Annotated in this window: 10 protein-coding genes; 4 read left to right on the forward strand and 6 right to left on the reverse strand. The window is 47.2% G+C overall.

The genetic code is table 11. The features are described from left to right. Positions 1-6 precede the first annotated feature (6 nt). Positions 7-6,099 (reverse strand): HAMP domain-containing protein, encoded by a 6,093-nt coding sequence (locus ABDW16_RS08815; RefSeq protein WP_343669119.1) that lies wholly within the window; start codon positions 6,097-6,099, stop codon positions 7-9. Between the two features lie 166 nt (positions 6,100-6,265). On the opposite strand from ABDW16_RS08815, the gene ABDW16_RS08820 reads away from it, so the two are divergent. From ABDW16_RS08820 to ABDW16_RS08835, 4 genes are read left to right on the forward strand one after another with little or no spacing between them, the layout of a single operon-like run. Then, complete coding sequence (locus tag ABDW16_RS08820; RefSeq protein WP_343669121.1) at positions 6,266-6,682, forward strand: response regulator; 417 nt, start codon at positions 6,266-6,268, stop codon at positions 6,680-6,682. Between the two features lies 1 nt (position 6,683). Continuing rightward, positions 6,684-10,658, forward strand: coding sequence for a DEAD/DEAH box helicase (locus tag ABDW16_RS08825; protein ID WP_343669122.1), 3,975 nt, complete (start codon positions 6,684-6,686; stop codon positions 10,656-10,658). Between the two features lie 30 nt (positions 10,659-10,688). Continuing rightward, positions 10,689-13,481: a PAS domain S-box protein gene (locus tag ABDW16_RS08830; protein WP_343669124.1), complete on the forward strand. Its 2,793-nt coding sequence runs from the start codon at positions 10,689-10,691 to the stop codon at positions 13,479-13,481. Positions 13,482-13,504: 23 nt separating this feature from the next. After that, a complete protein-coding gene (locus tag ABDW16_RS08835) occupies positions 13,505-14,251 on the forward strand; it encodes a tetratricopeptide repeat protein (RefSeq protein WP_343669125.1) in 747 nt (248 codons plus the stop codon). Positions 14,252-14,330: 79 nt separating this feature from the next. On the opposite strand, the gene ABDW16_RS08840 is transcribed toward ABDW16_RS08835, so the two are convergent. The 5 genes from ABDW16_RS08840 to ABDW16_RS08860 all read right to left on the reverse strand — a co-directional run bounded on the left by ABDW16_RS08840 (position 14,331) and on the right by ABDW16_RS08860 (position 22,114). Then, a complete protein-coding gene (locus ABDW16_RS08840; protein WP_343669126.1) occupies positions 14,331-15,185 on the reverse strand; it encodes a polysaccharide lyase in 855 nt (284 codons plus the stop codon). Between the two features lie 151 nt (positions 15,186-15,336). Beyond that, positions 15,337-17,925, reverse strand: a complete 2,589-nt coding sequence (locus ABDW16_RS08845; protein ID WP_343669127.1) for a T9SS type A sorting domain-containing protein — start codon at positions 17,923-17,925, stop codon at positions 15,337-15,339. Between the two features lie 125 nt (positions 17,926-18,050). After that, a complete protein-coding gene (locus ABDW16_RS08850) occupies positions 18,051-19,481 on the reverse strand; it encodes an NAD(P)/FAD-dependent oxidoreductase (protein ID WP_343669128.1) in 1,431 nt (476 codons plus the stop codon). Positions 19,482-19,488: 7 nt separating this feature from the next. Continuing rightward, positions 19,489-20,862: a hypothetical protein gene (locus ABDW16_RS08855; RefSeq protein ID WP_343669129.1), complete on the reverse strand. Its 1,374-nt coding sequence runs from the start codon at positions 20,860-20,862 to the stop codon at positions 19,489-19,491. Positions 20,863-20,866: 4 nt separating this feature from the next. After that, the gene (locus ABDW16_RS08860) at positions 20,867-22,114 is read right to left on the reverse strand and encodes a DoxX family protein (protein ID WP_343669131.1); all 1,248 of its coding nucleotides are present in this window, start codon (positions 22,112-22,114) and stop codon (positions 20,867-20,869) included. Position 22,115 lies beyond the last annotated feature (1 nt).

The following is a 22,115-nucleotide window of genomic DNA, read 5'->3' on the forward strand; positions in this document are numbered from 1 at the left end:
TATATATTAACGGTATAGCCATACTCTCATCAATGATAACAGCTGATCGATCTTCAATGGCTTCGTGATATAATCAGATGCTCCTGCTTCCAGGCACTTCTCTCTATCTCCCTTCATTGCCTTTGCAGTCACTGCTATGATCGGCAATGCACTATTCTTATGCTCCCTGCGAATTTTCTGCATCGTCTCATATCCATCCATCTCCGGCATCATAATATCCATCAGCACAATATCGACCTGGTTATTCTCACTGAGAATAGACATCGCTTCTTTTCCACTTTCTGCCGTAATTGTATTGATATGGAAACGCTCAAATGCGGTAGTCAGGGCAAACAAATTTCGTACATCATCATCAACTACCAGTACATTCTTGTGCACTAATACATCCTTCTGAGAGCGCAGATCTTCGATCAGCTTTTTCTTCTCAGGCAGTAAGGCCTGGTGGTTCAGGTGCAACTGCATGATCGTCTCTTCCAGCAATAAATCCAGGGAATTAACGCCTTTCAGCAATATTTTATTGGCATACTGCTTCAGTTTGGATTTTTCATTGGTTGAAAAGTCCCGCGCAGAATATACAATGACAGGGGTGGCATTATACCTGTTCACGGTATTCAATCCAGCCACAAAATCTGCACCATCAATATCCGGCAACATATAATCTGCTATGATACAATCATAACTTTTTTTATTGATGGCGTCAAGGGCAGATTTGCCATTATCTACAAACTCCATTTCTATCAGCTCTCCATTGTCCAGGATACGGGCTATCTGTGATGCATCCGGCTCATTGTCTTCTACCACCAATACTTTCTTGGTTTTGCGCTCATGCTGCTCGATGATACTATGGAAAAGTATATTCAGTGCTTCTGTTTTCAACGGCTTCAGGTTAAAGCTACGTGCTCCACGGTGCATGGCCAGCAACCTGTTTTCCTCGCCGGAGATCAGGTGAATAGGAATATGCCGCAGGTTGATGTCGTTCTTGAACAGGTCGAGCACCCTCCATCCACTGGCATCCGGCAACTTCACATCCAGTGTCACTGCGATAGGATTGAACTTGTTCGTAAGGTCGAACACCTCTCCAAAACCGGTAGCTACCACCACTTTCAGCCCCATTTCATGTGCCTTTTCCTGCATGATCTTCGCAAAGCGTACATCGTCTTCCACGATCAGTACAACCCGGTCTGTATCCATGATGTGCGTTCTGTCATCACCTACTTCGTTGATGATTTCATTCAGTCCTTCCAGGTCCTTGGTTTCGCTCACTACACGACCCGGCAACATCGGTGGTTCATATGGTTGCGGCATGGTGTATTCACCCACCGTGAGGCTGCTTTGTTTCTCCTTCCTGATTACTGCCGGATTGTAATCCAATGGCAGGAAGAGGGTGAAGGTACTACCCTGACCAGCTTCACTTACCAACTCAATAGACCCACCTAACAAATCGGCCAGGCCACGGCTGATACTCAGCCCCAGACCAGTACCACCATACTTACGGCTGGTAGACCCCTCTGCCTGCTGGAAGGCTTCGAAGATAATATTTTGCTTGTCTTTGGAGATCCCGATACCTGTATCCCTGATTTCAAATGCCACCACTTTGGAGGCACTTTCCAGGCTGTCATTCTGTTGTTTCCAGTTGTGACGTGCTTCATAAATACGGAGTCGTACTTCTCCTTTGTCTGTAAACTTAAACGCATTGGAAAGGAGGTTTTTCAGGATCTGGTTCAGGCGCTGTACGTCTGTTTCCAGTGTTTGTGGCAACTGATCATCCATTTCAATTCTGAAGCGCAGGTTCTTGCTTTCAGAGATATGTTTGAAGGTGGTTTCCACAAACCCGATCACCTCATTGAAGCGAACCTTGATAAAGTCGGTAGAAATGTAACCAGATTCGATCTTAGACAGGTCGAGGATGTCGTTGATCAACTGGATCAGGTCATCGCCACAGCTATGGATGGTCTTGGCGTAGCGCACCTGTTTTTCATTCAGGTTACCATCATGGTTTTCGTACAGCTGCTGGGCCAGGATGAGCAATGAGTTCAGCGGTGTACGCAACTCGTGCGACATATTGGCCAGAAATTCTGATTTGTATTTAGATGTCAGCTGCAGCTGTTCTGCTTTTTCTTCCAGCGAGCGACGGGCTTCTTCTACCTCCTTGTTCTTTTCTTCCACTTCTTCCTTCTGTTTTACCAGCAGGTGGGCTTTATCCTGCAGCTCTTCATTGGTACGTCTCAGCTCATCTGCCAGTGACTGGGATTGCGCCAGCAGGTCTTCTGTACGGGAGTTTGCTTCGATCGTGTTCAGTACAATACCAATAGATTCTGTGAGCTGGCTGAGGAAGTCGAGGTGTGTTTCACCAAATACATCGAAGCTGGCCAGTTCGATCACCGCCTTGATCTCAGTTTCAAAGAGCACCGGCAGTACGATCAGGTTCATAGGGGTAGCTTCGCCCAGGCCAGAGCTGATCCTGATATAATTAGAAGGTACGTTTGTAAGTAAGATACGTTCTTTGTCGAGGGCTACCTGTCCTACCAAACCCTGTCCCAGCGAGAATTCGCGGCTAATGCTTTCTTCTTCACCATATGCATAGGAAGCGAACAGTTTCAGTTTAGGATTTTCCAGGTTCTCTTCCTGTTCCAATATGTAGAACATCCCTTTCTGCGCCCGCACTACCCGCGCGAGTTCTGAGAGAATGCGGCGGGTCACGGTATTGAGGTCTTTCTGCCCCTGCAGCATTTGTGTGAACTGGGCAAGGTTCGACTTCAGCCAGTCCTGTTCCTGGTTACGGAGGGTAGTTTGTTTCAGGTTGGCAATCATCTGGTTGATGGTATCTTTCAGTTCTTCCACTTCACCTTTTGCTTCTACGCGGATCATCTGGGTCAGGTCACCTTTCGTTACCGCAGAGGCTACGGCAGAAATGGCACGTACCTGTGTGGTGAGGTTTTCTGCCAGCTGGTTCACGTTTTCCGTCAGGTTTTTCCAGATGCCAGATGCTCCCGGCACACTTGCCTGGCCGCCCAAACGCCCTTCCACACCTACTTCGCGGGCCACGGTAGTTACCTGGTCGGCAAAGAGTGCAAGGGTATCAATCATTTCATTGATGGTATCTGTGAGCTGTGCTACCTCACCGCGGGATACGATGGAGAGTTTTTGCTTCAGGTTGCCGGTAGCTACGGCGGTTACAACTTTTGCAATACCCCGTACCTGGTTGGTGAGGTTAGAGGCCATCATGTTTACAGAGTCGGTGAGGTCCTTCCAGGTACCACCCACACCCTGTACTTCTGCCTGACCACCCAGTTTACCTTCCGTACCTACTTCGCGCGCTACACGCGTAACTTCTACGGAGAAGGAGTTCAGCTGGTCCACCATCGTATTGATGGTATTTTTCAGATCAAGGATTTCTCCTTTTACATCGATCGTTACTTTTTTGGTAAGGTCACCAGATGCCACGGCTTTCGTTACTTCGGCGATGTTTCGCACCTGCGAGGTCAGGTTACCCGTCATCTGGTTTACAGAGTCGGTGAGGTCTTTCCAGGTACCTGCTACACCGGGTACGAATGCCTGCCCACCCAGCTTACCATCCGTACCTACCTCACGTGCCACACGGGTTACCTCAGAGGCAAATGCACGGAGCTGGTCCACCATCGTGTTGAGGGTTTCTTTCAGCTGGAGAATTTCTCCGCGTACATCCACCGTGATCTTGCGGCTCATGTCTCCATTTGCCACGGCAATGGCCACATCGGCAATGTTACGTACCTGTGCCGTGAGGTTGCCCGCCATCTGGTTTACAGAGTCAGTAAGGTCTTTCCAGGTACCACCTACCCCCGGTACATTTGCCTGCCCACCCAGTTTACCTTCTGTACCTACTTCACGCGCCACACGCGTCACCTCAGAGGCAAAGGCGCGCAGCTGTTCCACCATGGTGTTGATGGTATTTTTCAGTTCCAGGATCTCTCCTTTTACATCTACTTCAATTTTGCGGGAAAGGTCTCCATTCGCCACCGCAGTGGTTACCTCTGCGATGTTACGTACCTGGGAGGTGAGGTTGGAGGCCATGATATTTACGGAGTCGGTCAGGTCTTTCCACAATCCTTCTACACCCGGTACGTCTGCCTGACCACCCAGCTTACCTTCAGAACCTACTTCGCGGGCCACGCGGAATACCTCACTACCAAAGGCGTTCAGCTGGTCCACCATCGTGTTGATGGTGTTTTTCAGTTCCAGGATTTCTCCCTTTACATCCACCGTGATCTTGCGGGAAAGGTCTCCTTTCGCCACGGCGGTGGTCACTTCAGCAATGTTACGTACCTGTGCTGTGAGGTTAGAACCCATCTGGTTTACTGACTCTGTAAGGTCTTTCCAGGTACCACCTACACCCTGTACTTTTGCCTGCCCACCCAGCTTACCTTCTGTACCTACTTCCAGCGCCACACGCGTTACTTCGGAGGCGAAGGAGTTCAGCTGATCCACCATGGTGTTGATGGTCTTTTTCAGTTCCAGGATTTCTCCTGCCACATCCACGGTGATCTTTTTGGAGAGGTCGCCGTTTGCCACGGCGGTAGTTACTTCAGCAATGTTACGTACCTGGCCGGTCAGGTTAGAGGCCATCTGGTTTACAGAGTCGGTCAGGTCTTTCCAGGTACCACCCACACCCTGCACTTTTGCCTGACCGCCCAGCTTACCTTCTGTACCTACTTCCAGCGCCACACGCGTTACCTCGGAGGCGAAGGAGTTCAGCTGGTCCACCATCGTATTGATGGTGTTTTTCAGTTCCAGGATTTCTCCTTTTACATCCACCGTGATCTTGCGGGAAAGGTCTCCTTTTGCCACGGCAGTGGTTACTTCTGCGATATTCCGCACCTGGGCAGTCAGGTTAGAACCCATCTGGTTTACTGATTCAGTGAGGTCTTTCCATACACCATCCACACCTTTTACAGTTGCCAGACCACCCAGCTTACCTTCGGAACCTACTTCACGTGCCACACGGGTTACCTCGGCAGAGAAGGAGTTCAGCTGATCCACCATCGTGTTGATGGTGTTTTTCAATTCCAGGATTTCTCCTTTTACATCCACGGTAATTTTGCGGGAGAGGTCACCTCTCGCCACGGCAGTGGTCACTTCCGCAATGTTTCGCACCTGCCCTGTAAGGTTCGAAGCCATCTGGTTTACAGAGTCGGTGAGGTCTTTCCAGGTACCTGCTACTCCTTTTACTTCGGCCTGACCACCGAGTTTACCATCCGTACCTACCTCACGGGCCACACGGGTTACCTCGGAGGAGAAGGAGTTCAGCTGGTCCACCATGGTGTTGATGGTATCTTTCAGTTCAAGGATTTCCCCTTGTACATCTACAGTGATTTTTTTAGAGAGGTCACCTTTTGCCACGGCAGTGGTTACTTCAGCAATGTTTCGCACCTGGTCAGTGAGGTTACCGGCCATCTGGTTCACAGAGTCCGTAAGGTCTTTCCACACACCAGCTACGTCTTTTACCTTGGCCTGACCGCCCAGCTTACCTTCGGAACCTACTTCGCGCGCTACGCGGGTCACCTCGAGGGTGAAGAGGTTCAGCTGCTTCACCATACCATTTACCTCGGTGGCGATGCGGGCAAATTCTCCCTGCAGCACGTGATCCTCAATTTGTAAGGGCATTTCCTGGGAGAGGTTACCTTTTGCCACGGAGCTGATTACATGGGCAATTTCGATGGTAGGATGAACAAGGTCAGAGATCAGGTTATTGATAGATACTTCTGCCATATTCCACGAGCCCCGGGCTGTGCGGGGCATTTGTACCCGATGATTCAGTTTCCCCATTTTCCCGATCGTATTCCGGGCCAGCATGAGTTCTTCCACCAGTGTTTCGTTGAGGGCAATAATATCGTTGACAGTATCACAAATTTTACCACTTAAGCCGATATGATCTGCCGGCATCCGGGCAGTGAAATTGCCATTCTTAACTTCGGAAAGAACCTGTAACAACTGGCGCATATCCAGTTCGTCCATGACGCTGTCGGTCGCATGGCTGGCCTTTAATGGGGAAGACTGTGGAGAATTTTCCACATCCTTTACAGGCAAAGGGGTGGTATCAGAATTTTTCTTCCGGGTGTTCATGCTGAAGGTATTAGCGACTTTATACTTATATATGCTGAAAAACTACCTTTAATGTGCGCTCCAACAATGATTTTGAAAGATTACAAGGGATTGTTTCAGGTAATCATACATTGTATGGTTTGAAATGGTAATTTAGCGTTACAGAAACATAAAATATTATCAAAAGATGCAATTTTCAGGCCATTCAAGGCGGCTTATCCTGTTAGCTGAAGATGATATTGATGATCAGGAATTACTAGAAAATGCATTTAGTGAAATAGATCCTACCTGGCAGCTGGTGTGTATCCCAAACGGCAGAAAATTCATTAAATACCTGGAGAGTATAGAAGACCAGGAATTGCCTGCGTTGATAATCCTGGATTATAATATTCCGGAGTTGACGGGGGTAGAAATTGTAGAGGAGCTCAATGACCAGTCGAGGTACCTGGGAATTCCTAAGATCATATGGAGTACGTCCAGCAGTCCCGTTTTTAAAGCAAGGAGTATTGAGCTGGGAGTGGCTGATTATATCACCAAACCCAGTGACCTGGCATCTTTTTTAACTATAGCCAGGTATATGTTGTCATTTGTGAAGGAATCATAAGATGGTTGATAGCGCACATTATCTGGACATTTATCACTCCCGGAACGAGGAAACACAACTGGTAATAGACATACTAGCCGTTTACATCTACCCGGTAGATAAATACATGCTCACAGATGCTGCGCTGAAATTCACTGACATACCGCAGGATGTAATTACTGACATATTGCAGGAGCTTATAGCAGCAGGTGTAGTGGTCAAACATGTGACCGGCAACTATTCACTCGACCCTGCCATGAGCTTTTTATTATTCCCCGAAAAAGTAAGGCAGCCACATTACCTGCAATTAATCCAACAGGTAAAACCATACTCTTTCTACAATAGCAGCGCAAGGATACAGGAACTGCAACAACTGCTGATTGCTTTTTTTACAGGCGAAAAGTCGTTATTGCGAGCACCTGTGATGCGCATCAGCGGGGAGATCAGCGAATACCTCCCTCATCTCTGTTACCTGCTGTATTACCCGGAATACAAACCTTTATTACAGCTGTTTGATGCCGACAGTGTGGAGGTCATTTATCAGGCGGCTATTAATTTGCAACTGCAAAGTATGTCGCCGGTTTCGGAGGCGCCCAATACCAGTTGGAGCTTATTGGAAGGCACACTCAAACCCGGAGAGGATTTCTTTTCACAGGCAGTCACTGCCCTCTATGACCAGCAACCCGATGCTGCGTTTCTTTTATTCGAACAAGGCATCAAACAGCAACCTAAAACAGACCGTAAACATATGGTACCGCTATCGCCGGTACTATCCTTTATATACGCCTTTAACCTGACCTTACTCCCTGATTCCAGGTCTTACCCCCTGATTACGAAAGTTGTATCCTTTTACGAAAAGAAGCTGAAAGCAGAGATCACACCTGCTGTCAGTTTACTCCATTTCCACCAGGGCCGAAAAGAAAAAGCAGAAAACATGCTGCAGATCCTGCTACAGGGCAATCATGGAAACCTGGTCAGTTATCTGGCATTGATCTGCCTACAAATCTACCTGCCTGCCAGTAAACTGCTGAAGACCTACCAGGACCTCAGCACACAATTACTCTATAGAGGCATTCAAAACCACTACCGGTTCCTCACTTACGAATACCTCTACCTGTTCAAAGATGAAGGCTTTCGCAGGAAGGAAGATGCCTACCTGGAGGCGGCTTCCGTGATTGGAAAGAAACCTTTGCTCTCCCAGCTCAAAAGAACTGCTGAATGGGAAAGGTTACTGAAATTACTCTCCGTACCGGAAGCACCTGCCCCCGAAAAACCACAGCAAACCACCCGTATTGCTTACCTGGTAGATCCAACTTCCAAAGAGATCCAGGTTATTCTCCAATCCTTTACGAACGCCGCCGGCTGGAGCAAAGGCCGGCCTGTAGACATGAAGCGGTTCAGGGAAGGCGTGATTGCCGGTATGACACCGCAGGATGTACGAATAGGGGAATGCCTGATCAAACAAAGCTTCTATACTTACGGCTCAGACAACTATGTATTTGAAGACAGGGTATGGCCTGAAATGGCCGGGCATCCATACCTGTTCATGGCCCATAAGCAGGATATTTCCTTCGATATTGTAAAAGGGGAACCTGAATTACTCGTCAATAAAACCGGTAAGGGATTCACTTTCGACAGCAATCTTCCTACTACCGATTTATCAAAAGAGATCATCTTTATCAGGGAATCTGAAACAAGACTGAAAGTAATCAGGTTGACGCCTAAACAACGTACCCTTTTACAAACCGTTCAACAGATTCCTGTTGTGCCTGCCGACGGCAAAGAGCAATTGCTCGCAGCATTACAGCAGATAGGCGCACACATCACCGTGCACGCCAACCTGGAAGGAACGTCTCTCAATATTCAACAGCGAAAAGGCGACACCCGCATCACAGTACAGTTACAACCTACTGCCAATGCCCTGAAAGCTTCTTTCTTTGTAAAACCTTTTGGTGCAGATCCTCCTTATTGCAAGCCGGGAGAAGGTGCTGCCCACATCATCGGTATTATGAATGGCGAGCGCTGTCAGGCTACCCGTGACCTGGATGAAGAGAAAGCTAACTATGCCCGCTTACTGGAATTGATTCAACAGGCAGTGGCACAGGAAATAGACGATGACCACATCATCTTTTCCGATCCAAAAGATTGTTTGCAACTGCTGGAAGTGATTCACGAATACCCTGAACTGGCCATTTCAGAATGGCCGGAAGGCGAAAAACTGCGCATCCGAACGATAGTTGCTACCCGCAGGATGGCACTGACAGTGAAATCGAACCGTAAATGGCTGGAATGCCAGGGTGAGCTGAAAGTAGACGAAGACCTGGTGCTATCGCTGAAAGAATTGCTGGATAATACGGTACAACACAGCAGCCGTTTTATTCCACTCAAAAATGGCAGTTATCTCGCGCTCACCAAAAAGCTGTACCGCCAGTTGCAGGAGATCAACAGCTTTGCGACTGCTGACCATGAATCTTTGAAAATACAGCCCATGGCCGCCCACATGCTGGATGAAATGCTGGACGATGCGGGGAGTGTGGAAACTGATGCTGCTTTCCAGGCACAAAAACAGCGATGGAAAGACATTATTTCCGTAACACCTGTTATCCCCGAAGCATTGCAGGCTACGCTGCGTCCCTACCAGGAAGAGGGTTTCCGCTGGATGGTGCGATTAGCCAATCTTGGTGCCGGGGCCTGTCTTGCAGATGATATGGGTTTGGGAAAGACGATTCAGGCCATTACCTTATTGCTCCACAGGGGTGCAGAAGGGCCGGCGCTGGTGGTATGCCCTGCTTCTGTATTGCCTAACTGGATCAGTGAGATCAATCGTTTTGCCCCCTCACTGAACGTAGTCATGCTGCATGCCGGTGGAGACAGAAAAGAGTTGTTAGCAGCGGTAGGAGGTCGCACTGTGGTAGTCACCACTTATGGTCTCATGCTGTCAGAAAGGGCATTACTCACTACTATAGAATGGGATACCGTGATCCTGGACGAGGCCCATGCCATTAAAAACTACCAGACCAGAACGGCAAAAGCTGCCATGGCACTACCCGCGCATTTCCGGCTGATACTCACAGGTACTCCTATCCAGAACAACCTGAATGAGATCTGGAGTCTCTTCCATTTCATCAACCCGGGATTGCTGGGTACACTCAAGCATTTTACAAAACAATTTACCACACCGGTAGTATATAATCCCGACAGCACCGTGAAGGTGCACCTGAAAAAACTGATTGCGCCTTACATGTTGCGCAGAACGAAGGGCGCAGTGCTGGAAGAGCTGCCGGAAAAAACGGAGATTGTAAAACTCATTCCACTCTCTCACGACGAAAGGGCTTTTTATGAAGCAATCCGCCTCAAAGCCATCGAGAATATCCGCAAATACAGGGTGAGCGACAGCAAGCAACACCTGAATACCCTGACTGAAATCGGGAAACTGCGCATGGCAGCTTGTCATCCACAGATGTTGCATACGGAAGTGAACATCCCTTCGTCCAAGCTGACTACCTTTCTCGAAATTGTGGAAGAACTGATCTCCAACAAGCACAGGGCACTGGTATTTAGCCAGTTTGTGAGACACCTGGAACTGGTGAGGCGGGCACTGGACGACAAAGGGATCTCCTATCTGTACCTGGATGGAGCCACTCCTATTCCTGACAGGGAAGAACGTGTGAAAGAATTTCAGCGTGGCACCGCAGACCTCTTTCTTATCAGTCTCAAAGCCGGTGGCCTGGGCCTGAACCTTACCGCAGCAGATTATGTGATTCACCTGGATCCATGGTGGAACCCGGCTATAGAAGAGCAAGCCTCAGATCGTGCATACAGAATGGGGCAGACTAAACCTGTGACCATTTATAGACTGGTGATGCAGGATACCATTGAAGAAAAGATTATTTCCCTGCACCGGAATAAACGTGACCTTGCAGATCAGTTGCTGGCAGGCAGCGATATTTCGGGTAAGCTTTCCACAGAAGAGTTGATTGCCCTCATCATGAAATAATTTGATTTATATTGTAGCCAATATTAGGTTATGCAAGAGAATCCCTTATCTGACCAGGTCGCTCATGGTGATCAGGAGATGCAACAGATTAAAGCCGCTCTTCATGCCGCAGGCATCGGTACCTGGGATATAGATGTACTTCATGGTAAAGTCATATTGGACACCAAATGCAAAGAGCTATTCGGCTTACCGCCAGTAGCAGATATTACCTATGAAATGCTGTTAAACAGCCTGTACCCGGCTGACAGAGAACTGGTACAGGAAGCAGTACAGCAGTTTAACCCAAAGCAATCAGACAACAATATCAACCTGCGATTCCGAACTGCTGATGTAGATAATCGCTCCCTGCGCTGGATACAGGTAAAAGGCCAGGTTTACTTTACGCAGGATACGACAGTGGCACGCCTCTCCGGCATGGCGATGGACATTACCAACGAGGTGGCTGCCAACGAAAAAGCGGAAGTCGCAGAAAGACTCTCCGCCATTGCCATGGAAAGTTCCGGCGCCGGATCATTCACCATCGATTTTGCCAGTGATACCATCACCTATTCCCCCGCACTCGCATACATGATCATGGGCGAGCGGATAGGTGGCAGTAACTTCAGAGATATATTTCTCCCGTATGTACACCCCGAAGACCGCAGGATCAGGGAGTCGGCATACGAAGAAGCAATGGACACCGGTATACTGAACTACGAATGCCGGTTCATATGGAAAGATGGCTCTGTACACTGGGTCAAGATCAAGGGTAAATATTACTACGACGGTACGGGCAAACCGGCATCTTTTTCAGGCATTGGCCTGGATGTAACAGCATCCAGGGAGCGTACCCGCCTGCTCAAAGAAGTAGAACAACGCTTTCTGCTGGCATTTAATAATTCCAGTATCAGTATGGCCTTCCTGGATAGAAATGGGGTTATACAGGAGGTCAATAAAGCCTTTGCCGGTTTGCTGGGTTATACACAGCAGGAGCTATCCGGCATGCACTACAGGAATATTGTACAGGCAGATTACAGGCATGAAAGCGACAAGTTATTTGCCACCCTTGTAAATAGCGAACAGGAATTTTACAACCAGATAAAACAATATTACAACAAGGATGGCAGCGTACGCTGGGTACAGGTAAACATAGCCCGGGTGGCCATGGAAGAAGCCAATACCACGCATATACTCGCCATTGCTTTTGACATAGGCAATGAGGTAGCCGTGCGCAAGGAACAGCAACAGCTGCTCTCACTGGTAGAAAACAGTAATGACCTGATTATGGTGTGCAACCTGGAAGGCAATATTACCTACCTCAACGAAGCGGGAGTACGGCTGCTGGGCCTACCTAACAAAACGGCTGCCATTACCCATTCAATGAAAGACTTTTTTGAACCTTCCTTTTATAACTCCATCATTCCTGAACTGATAAGGGAAGGCAAATGGACGGGCAGGCAAACCTACCAGCACCAGGAAACAGGAGAATCACTACCATTCATGACGAACGCTTTCAGGCTGGATAGCCCCATGAGCGGGAAACCTATTGCCATAGCAAGTGTAGCCAGAGACCTGCGTACGGAACTGGAAACACAAAGAGCCCTCAGGGAAAGTGAAAACAGATTCCGGTCCCTGGTAGAAGAAGCCCCTGTGCCTACCGCACTTTTTGTAGGCAGGGAACTGATTATTGAAGTAGCCAATGAGGCCATGCTCACTCTCTGGAGCAGGGACAGCTCCATTATCGGCCTTCCACTGGCCCAGGCATTGCCCGAACTGCCCGAACATCCCTTTTTGGATACCATTGCTGAGATCTTCAATTCCAGAGAAGTATACCATGGCCGCGAAATGCCGGTCAACCTTATGATCGATGGCAAAGAAACACTGCTGTACCTGAATATTACCTACAAGCCATTGCTGGATCCGCAGGGAGAAGTATACGCTATCCTGAATATGGCCACCGATATGACCCAACAGGTGCTGGCCAAAAATAAGATCCTGGAGAATCAGAGTTTCCTGGAATCGGAAGTATTAGAACGTACAGAAGAACTGGCAGCATCCAACGAGGAACTGGCAGCTATGAACGAAGAACTGCAGGAAGCAAATATGCACCTGGTACGATCTAACCAGGAACTGGAACAATATGCATATGTAGCCAGTCATGACCTGCAGGAACCCCTGCGCAAGATCAGGATCTATGCCGACCTGCTGTCAAAAAAAGATGACCTGAATGTAGAACATAAGCGGCTGGTGGACAAAATCAATCAATCTTCTGAGCGGATGTCTATGCTGATCAAAGACCTGCTGGAATTTTCCCGCCTGCTGGAAACGGGGAATATGATGCGGGATGTAGATCTGACAGAACTGCTGCTGCTGGTGAGCAAAGATTTTGAATTGGTCATTGAAGAAAAGAAAGCCCGGATTAATATTGGCAAACTACCTGTGGTACAGGGTGTGCCCCTGCAAATGAACCAGTTGTTTTACAACCTGATGAGCAATGCATTGAAATTCACGCAGGCAGGAGTAACCCCATTTGTTGAAATACAGGCCCGGTTGATCTCCCTGGCAGAAGCAGCTACTTACCTGCGAATGCCGGAGCCAGGCAAGGAGTATTACGATATTTCATTCAAAGATAACGGGATAGGTTTTGATAATAAATATTCGGAGCAGATCTTTGAAGTGTTTAAGCGCCTGCATAACAGGGACCAATATCCCGGATCGGGCATTGGATTGTCGCTATGCAGAAGAATAGTAGGGAATCATGGCGGACATATGTATGTACTGTCAGCGCCGGAGGAAGGAACCGTCTTTCACATCATTCTGCCTGGAAAGCAGATAGGAGTATAAAATCATTTTTTTATTTTTACACCATGAACATTTTTGGCTTCTGGAACAACTCCTATTACCTGATTATTATTTTACAGATTGTTTGTATTATCCATTGTCTTAAAACGGGCAAAAGGGATTATATCTATCTATTGATTTTCTTACCCATGATCGGATGTATCATCTACTTTGTCCGTGAAATATTGCCAGAAATCAACAGGGGAGAATTCTTTCCTAACCTGCAACGGGTATTTTTTCCAAAAGCCGTGATCAGGGAATGGGAACACCGTGTCAGGATATCTGATACGGTAGCCAATAAAATGGGGCTGGCAGTCGCCTATGCTGACCAGCAGCAATATGCAAAAGCCATTGAACTGGCAGAAGAATGCCGTAAAAGTTTTCCCAAAGACTTAGGCATTTTACAACAGCTGGGGCGTTTTTATTTCTTTGATCAGCGCTATGCAGAAAGTATTGCCTGCATGGAAAAAGCATTTGCACAAACAAATGCCAACCTGGTTAAACAGGAAGATGAACTGATGTATGCACGTGCCCTGGAAGCTACGGGTATGCTGCCGCCGGCTGAAGACGTGTATAAGAAAGTGATTCGTGTACACCACTCTATAGATGCCATGTACCACTATGGCATGTTTCTCAAAAAACAAAACAGGAACAAAGAAGCGTTGCAACAGTTTCAGACCATCAAAGATGAGTTTCACCTGCATCCAAGATATGTACGCAGGATGAATGCACAATGGTTACGGCTGGCGAAGAGAGAAATGGCAGGTTTATAAACCAACAACTCCCGGCGTCACAGTAATTGAATTACTGCTCGGCCAGGAGTGTCTGTGACTATACTTATCGAACTGCTTGTCAACTGCTGATCTTGTGTACTACAAGATTGTCATAGTAGATGTACCCATCTGCTGACGCTTCCCAATAGTCTTCACTGCCACCCCGGAAGGTGTGGAAGGTCAATCCCCTGATCAGTCGTTTGCTGTCATTGGTTGTCCAGCGGATATCCCTGTCTAATACGATGGTATTGTCGATCACGTATTGTACGTGGCCGTCTGTATTACTACCGGTATTACTTTTTACATACAGGTGTACATGGTACCATTGTCCTTTATTGAGGCTACCTGAAGCAGGGTATGACTTACCAAAAGTTTCCCCGTAGGTGCCTGATTGGTCTTTGAAGTAGAGATAGGGTTGGAAGAACACACGGCCGGCATCGGTTTGATACCACATGAGTCGTGCGCTGCCACCATTACCATCCCAGCCCGGATCACCACCGGTATTGCCATCGCCAATGGAGAAGCCGAAGCCCAGTTTACCACCCCGGGACCATTCGAACTGGCTATGAAAGCGGATGTCGTAATCTACTTCGTAGGCAGAGCCGTCAGAGATGTCGATATTACCGATTACCCCACCGGCGCCGGAGAGGGCGTTGGCAAGGAGTTTAATGCGGCAGGTACCGCTGGAGATCCAGCAACGGGTGTCTACCCAGCCGGTGATATTACCGAAGTCTGAGGCAGCAGAAGTGCTGGCGTAGGTACCATCGGCATAGTTATTCCAGTTTACAGACCAGCTGCTGTTTATTGCTGAACCGACAGCAGCGGTTTGAAGGGCGGCGGCGGATGCGAGGGGTGGAGGTGAAGCGGCCTCCTTACTGCAAGCGCAGAATAGGGTAAGGGCGTAGCAAGCAAATACGCCAATTTTTGATGTCATGTAATTGGGTTTAAAGAGGGAAAAAATGGTTTTTCAGGAGGGATGTCGTGTAGGAGGGGAGGAAGTACTATTTATATGGCAAAAAAAATGCTTCTACCTTCGGTAGAAGCATTTTTTTTTTGCGGGTGGGGGAGTGCGGCCTGCAGCCAGCTTAATGTTTTGAATTATTTACAATGATTTTTTGTCTGCTTATTGTTCGCTGGCGTTCATCAGCTATTATCAGAATATATAGCCCAGTAGGTAAGCTGTTTACATTCAGGGTGATGCTATTCCCCTGCGCGATGCGCGAAATATGCTTCACACCATTAATACCATATAATGATACTACATACTTCGCTACCTTGCCTGGCAGCGATACATTTACATACCCTGATGCAGGATTTGGCCATACATGGCAACCCGGTACTTTTACCGTATCGATAGTGGTGGTATCAGGTACTACCGGTTCGTCAGGATAGGTAAATGGAAAATCGATCTGTGCCTGCTTAAACTGCATTTCCAGTTCATCGTCCCACTTAAAGGCTGTATCCGCCTGCTTTTTCAGGCTATATTTTACTGCACCACTCCAGAAATGTACAAACTCACCCAGGTTCAGGTCCCTGGTATACTCGCCATTATGCTGTGGAAAATATTCAGACAATAATGTAAAGTACCTGTTCAGTGCAGCACTGGAATCAGAACGGGAATAAATAGGATAGAACCAGTCTCTGAACCAATGTGTACCTGGCTTGGGATAGTTTTCAACATTGCCAATTACATCACTGTAAGTGCCCGCTGCATCGTCATTCCAGCCCAAACGTTTTTCCACATCATAGATGAATATTTCCATCCATTTGCTATCATGCCAGATGGCAAATGCAGGTGAATTTTTTACACCTTTGCTACCTCCTTCTACAATATGCCCGATCTCGTGTATAGATGCACCAAGGTTCCAATCGCTTCTTGTGGTCCAGTCACCACCCAGATCAGCCACATTGCGATAATCGTGTGAGTCATCAAATACAGTAGCCGGATGGCCGCCGGAGAAACCACTCACACTGTGATACACCATATTTACTTTTGGATCGCTAAAGGTGCCGTAATTTGATTTTACATAATCCCACACCTTTGTCATGTCATCATTCATCCAGGTCACTGTGCGGGGCACTGCACTATCATAATACATATTGATGCTGCTATTGCTGTAGACCAATGACAGTAATTCTCTGTGCTCAAACCAATGCTCCTTCCAGGTAGCAGGTGGTGTGCTTGTCAGTGTAGTATCGCCCACATATACCCATTCAGAATTACCATCGCTGTTTTCTGCTCTTACGCGATAGTAGTAGGCAGTGAGCGGAGACAATTCCAGTGAATAGAAATGGGTTGAATTTGCATTCAATACTTTTGAAAAATCCCAGTTGCTGCTATCTGTAGATCGCTCCAAGCGATAACTGGTTTCAGTCGTTGCATTGTCTGACCAGTCCAGTATAATCTGGTTGCCTGAAACGCTTGTGGCAACTAAGTCTGAAGGCGCTGCAGGTGCACCTGTAGGGAATGTACCACTACCGGTACCATAGATTTCCAGCTCTGAAAACTGGATCAGATCATCTCCGTTATTCGCTGTGATGTTTAAGCGGTAATATTTATAAGAGGTCGTGTTAGAGAATACAAAGGTTCTCTTTTTTTGTCTGCCTGTAAATACCTGGTTTGTTTCACTATGCAGTGTTACCCACGTAGTACTGTCGTTAGAACCTTCGAACAACCAGTCTTTGGGGTCTCTGCCTTCCGCATCATTGCCGGATGTAATGGCATACTGTGTAGCAATACCAGCCTGAGCCAGGTGATATACGACCCAGGTAGTAGGATGGTAGGCGAGGTACTTGGTATAGATGCTATTGTCAGTCGCTTTGGCAATACCTTCCACGCCGGTAGTATTATACTGATCTGATACGATGCCATTTACATAATCAGTCAGATCTGTTGCATGGGGCGCTGTGGCGGTTCTTACTACACCTGACTTTGCGATAGCAGATACGCCTGTAGCATTCACGGCCCTTACATGATATATGTAAGCCGTGGCCACACTCAGTCCGCTATCAGTATAGTGGTGTACATTGGCGGGCACAGTATCCAGCGTATTGAAAGTGACACCATCAATAGAACTGGAAATAATAAACCCTGTTTCATCTGTAGCATTATCCGTCCAGCCCAGGTGTGCATTATAAGCAGCAATGCTGGCGGTGAGCTGAGTTGGCGCAGCAGGACCTGCAGCAGATCCTGCGAGTTTCCATTCTGAAAACTGGATAGCTCCTGCGCCACCACTGGCGGTTATGTGAAGACGAAAATACAGGTAGGCGGCAGCGCCAGATACGGTGTAAGTGTTCGTCTGGTACCGTGCCGCAAATGTCTGTGTGGTCTGACTATCCAGCGTGACCCAGTTACTGCCGTCGTTGGAGCCGGAGAGTACCCAATCTTTCGGGTCTCTTGTGGCAGCATCGTTGGCGGAAGTAATGGAGTATTGACTCAAAATGGCTGAATAGGCAGACTGGTACTGTACCCAGATGTCTGTATGGGCAGTGTAGTACTTGGTGTTAACATCATTGTCAGTGATGTTCTGATAATTTTCCTTTGCGTTGTCGTTGTTATACTGTACTGTGACGGTACCACCATTGGCGGTAAGGTTTGTCTGGGCAAGGGTGCCAAGACTACTGCACAGGCATACAGCGTACAAAGATAGCTTTGTAAAAGTACGGGTCATCATAATGGGCGTTATGCGTTTTGGTAATGTGGATTTTGATTTTGGTCTACAGCGGCAGGTCAACACGATTCTATATAAAAATAAGCACAGGTCGGTTACCAACCTGTCAATGGATTTCAAACGGATTGTTAATGGATTTTAAAGATATCTTTCAGGGCTTTCTTTGCAGCATGGTAGCCACACATGCCGTGTACGCCGCCACCGGGGGGAGTTGCAGAGGAACAAACATAAATACCTTTGGCCGATGTGCTATAGGGAGATAACCTGATAGCAGGTCTTGTGTATAGCTGGGTAATATCTAATATACCACCGTTGATATCGCCACCGATATAGTTGGGATTGTAGTGCTCCATTTGCCGGGTGTTCATGGTATGCCTGCCAATGATCAGGTCGTGGAAACCGGGCGCAAAGCGCTCTACCTGGTTTTCGATATGCGCAGTCATGTCTACAGTAGAACCATGTGGTACGTGGCAATATGCCCAGGCAGTATGTTTACCTTCAGGTGCACGGGTATGATCGAAGATGCTTTGCTGAGCCAACAGCACAAAAGGTTTGTCAGGATGGTGCCCCTGGGAAGTGAGTTGTTCATTGGCTGTGATCTCTTCCAGCGTATTACCTAAGTGCAGGGTACCTGCTTTGCGACAATGTTCGTTGGTAAAGGGAATAGGGCCTTTCAACGCCCAGTCTATTTTGAACACCCCCATACCGTAGCGGTAGTGTTGCAATTGATATTTGTAAAAACCTTTTATTTTATCGCCAGCTATTTCCAGCAGCTGTTTGGGGGTTACGTCCAGTAGTATAGCGCGGGCAGGCGGTAAATCGTTCAGTGAACGAACATAGGTATTCACCTGGATCTCGCCACCTATTGATTCGAAATAAGCAGCCAGTGCATTGGCGATTGCCTGTGAACCACCTTGTGGTGCAGGCCATCCTTGCAGGTGACCGTTGGCGAGTAAGACCATTCCAATAGCCGACGTAGTGAGGTTCGTCAATGGTTGTATAGCATGTGCCGCCATACCTGCAAATAAGCCACGGGCAGTTTTTCTCTGAAACCTGTTCGCTAAGGTTTTAGCTGGTAATAATGCATTCAGCCCAAAGCGCACCATGGCGCCGGGATGCTTTGGAAACTTCAATGGACCCAGTAATGCAGGTGCCAGTGCCGGCCAATCCCTGACTACCGGGTCCATGAGTTGATGATATTTATTTTCGTCTATTCCTAATCCTTTGGCTGTTTCATCCAATGATCGGTTTAACACAGCTGCACTGCCATCGTCAAATGGATGTGCTGCGGCTACTTCCGGTTGCAGGAACTTCAACCCATAATCTGCCAGTGGCAGGGTACGGAAAAATGGAGATCCTGCTGCTAAAGGATGAATAGCAGAGCATACGTCATGTACAAAACCAGGCAAGGTGAGTTCTTTGGAGCGGAGACCACCACCAATGGTATCCTTTCCTTCCAGCAGCAATACCTGTATGCCCTGCTGCTGCAGGGTAATGGCTGCCGCCAGGCCGTTGGGACCTGCACCTACTACGATTGCATCATATGCTGGTTTGTTCATACTATTATTAATATTGCCCTGCTTCGATGGTACTTTCAGACAATGTAAATCTTTTATCTACCTTATCCAAAATTACGTAAATGGAGTCTTTGTGATCGTTCAGACCATAGAGAATAATACGCCCGGGAGCAGGTTGTTCATAATGCCATACCAGTGGCGGATCTTTCTCCTTTTTGGTATTGGGGCGATCTGTGCTGCCTTTTCTCAATGCACTTCTGTTCTTATCTCTCAATGTCAATGTTCCATTTGTCGTATCCGCCTCGTAATAAAAGAACCTTCTTCTGCCAGCCACACCTGCCAGTTCAAAATTGCGGTCTATATCTTCTTTAGGCGAGCCGCCACCGTTACTTAAGTCCAGTTGCACGGCTTTATTCACCTGGTAGGTAATAGTAGACCATTTTTCGAAAGTGACCTGCGACCAGCGGAGAGAATCTTTAGGAGAATAAGGGATCACTTCATTATTCAACCTGAACTCCGTTACATTGTACAACCCTCTTGTACCAGCCAATCCTTTGTGTACCGGCTGCTTATAAGGATCATACCGATAATTCCACCATTGCAGGTAAAACAACACAATTACAAAGACAAAAAACGCTCCCCATTTTAATGTCCAACGGGCAATGCGCTGCCACTGCCGCTTAAATACCGGGTAGTGATACACTGGTACAGTATATTGTTGCAATACAAACAGCTTATAAATAGACGGCACATCATACCACAGTACAAACAAGGCCAGCAGCACAAAGTAAGCACTGTATACATGTACTCCGCCATCATAAGCAAAGTTCACAAACGTAATATTTGCAAGCGCCCCTGCCAGCAATACAGCACCTATTGAAGCTGTACGCCTGAAGAACAACAACACCCCTGCCGTTACTTCTATAATGCCTGCAAACACCTGGTACCAGGGCACTATACCGATCGATAACCAGTAAATCTTTTGTGCTGTGAAATCACCAAAGTCTGTGACCAGGTTAGAAATAGAAGGATAAGGCATTTGTACGGGGAACAATTTGGTAAAACCGAACCCGATAATACCAATCCCCGCACGATAACGAACTATCACGCGCAGCCAGTAATACAGTAAGTTATATTCACTGCGCTTTTTATCAATCAATCCCCAGATGATGGCACCGATTATTGCAATTACCAAAGCTATGCCCCAACTGGCATAACTAGCTATGCCCCATCGTCCACTCTCTGTATTGATATTGATAAAGTCAGGCTGAAAGCGGGCTACATCGTATACATCCCTGTACCCCGGATGGAACCAGTTGGTAGTAAACAGGTTCCTGTACCAGCTCCACGACGAAGGTATACTGATCAGTATAAAGAAGATAAATGCAATACGGAAGGCCACCTTCTCATATGTTTTCCACATAGTATTACAGCTTTAATGGTTTACGACGACCGATGATCAATGGGTATTTCTTATTCAGTTTACTGAGCACTACGTGCAATGAATCGTTGTACAGGATAATGGTATTACTATCCGGGCGTTCATAATGCAGCAGCAACCGGTCATCTTTGTAGTGATTATTTTTGTTCTGAAGATATAAGATGTGCTTTGCTGTGTCATTGACATAAGTATAGAACCGTCTGCCGGCATTGCCGGAAGATTCGAAGTTTCTATCTGCATCATTGTCGTATATTTCTTCTGTGTTAGACAGATCGGGGGCAAATGTCTGATTGCTGCTTACGCTGAGTGTAGCCCAGTTTTCGAAAACGACGTCTTTCCAGCGAATGCTATCTGTCAATGAGTAGGGTAATGTGGCGCCTTTATATTTAAAAGCATCTACGTTGTAAATGCCGGCAGCACCCGATAATCCAGCCTGCAAAGGATATTGATAAGGGGTCTTATTGGCTGTTATGCCATACACACCTACAAAGAAAAATATAAACAGGAGTTTTAAACTTATACCGGCGTATCGAAGCCATGCCTTTTTATACTGAGGTTTTACAGGATCCGGAGCAGTAGGCTGCTGCAAAGATATTAATGATATAATTCTTTGCAGGTCGTATACAATCAGAAACACAGCCATACTGATCAGGTATAAACTATATACATATTCACCGCCTTCATAGGCGAGATTGGAAAGAAATACATTTCCTGTAAAAGTCAATATAATCCCCGCACCAATAGGCGCTGTCCGCCGGCTTAACAGTAACAGCCCCGCAGTGGTTTCTACCAATCCCAGAAAGGATTCCATAGAAGGTACAATACCTGTACTGATTGCGAACAACTTCCACGCTGTAAAATCGCCATAGTGCGTGTTTAGCTGACTAATGGATGGGAAAGGCATTTGTTGTGGAAATACTTTCAGTAATCCATACGCGATAATACCCGCTGCCAGTCTATATCGCAGTATCACTCGCAACCAGTAATACAATTGCTCATAAGACTGATTTTTTCGTTCTGTCAATGACCAGATGATAGTACCCGCCAATGCAATGATGGCTATAATTCCCCATGTCGCAAAACTATCACCAGGCATATACCTGCTGATATAAAAAAGCGATCGAAAGCCAAAGCCAGCAGGCACCCGCTCAAAATATTTAAAATTAAACGGCACCGCCTGCAAGACGAAATAGATGAAAAAGAACCGGAATAAAATCCGTTGATAACCTGACATA

The organism is Chitinophaga sp., assembly GCF_039596135.1.
Lineage (GTDB): Bacteria > Bacteroidota > Bacteroidia > Chitinophagales > Chitinophagaceae > Chitinophaga.

Bases quoted from the DNA above. Each gene is read 5' to 3' on its own strand.
- ABDW16_RS08815 (WP_343669119.1), bottom strand. From the start codon at position 6,099: ATGAACACCCGGAAGAAAAATTCTGATACCACCCCTTTGCCTGTAAAG.
- ABDW16_RS08820 (WP_343669121.1), top strand. From the start codon at position 6,266: ATGCAATTTTCAGGCCATTCAAGGCGGCTTATCCTGTTAGCTGAAGAT.
- ABDW16_RS08825 (WP_343669122.1), top strand. From the start codon at position 6,684: ATGGTTGATAGCGCACATTATCTGGACATTTATCACTCCCGGAACGAG.
- ABDW16_RS08830 (WP_343669124.1), top strand. From the start codon at position 10,689: ATGCAAGAGAATCCCTTATCTGACCAGGTCGCTCATGGTGATCAGGAG.
- ABDW16_RS08835 (WP_343669125.1), top strand. From the start codon at position 13,505: ATGAACATTTTTGGCTTCTGGAACAACTCCTATTACCTGATTATTATT.
- ABDW16_RS08840 (WP_343669126.1), bottom strand. From the start codon at position 15,185: ATGACATCAAAAATTGGCGTATTTGCTTGCTACGCCCTTACCCTATTC.
- ABDW16_RS08845 (WP_343669127.1), bottom strand. From the start codon at position 17,925: ATGATGACCCGTACTTTTACAAAGCTATCTTTGTACGCTGTATGCCTG.
- ABDW16_RS08850 (WP_343669128.1), bottom strand. From the start codon at position 19,481: ATGAACAAACCAGCATATGATGCAATCGTAGTAGGTGCAGGTCCCAAC.
- ABDW16_RS08855 (WP_343669129.1), bottom strand. From the start codon at position 20,862: ATGTGGAAAACATATGAGAAGGTGGCCTTCCGTATTGCATTTATCTTC.
- ABDW16_RS08860 (WP_343669131.1), bottom strand. From the start codon at position 22,114: ATGTCAGGTTATCAACGGATTTTATTCCGGTTCTTTTTCATCTATTTC.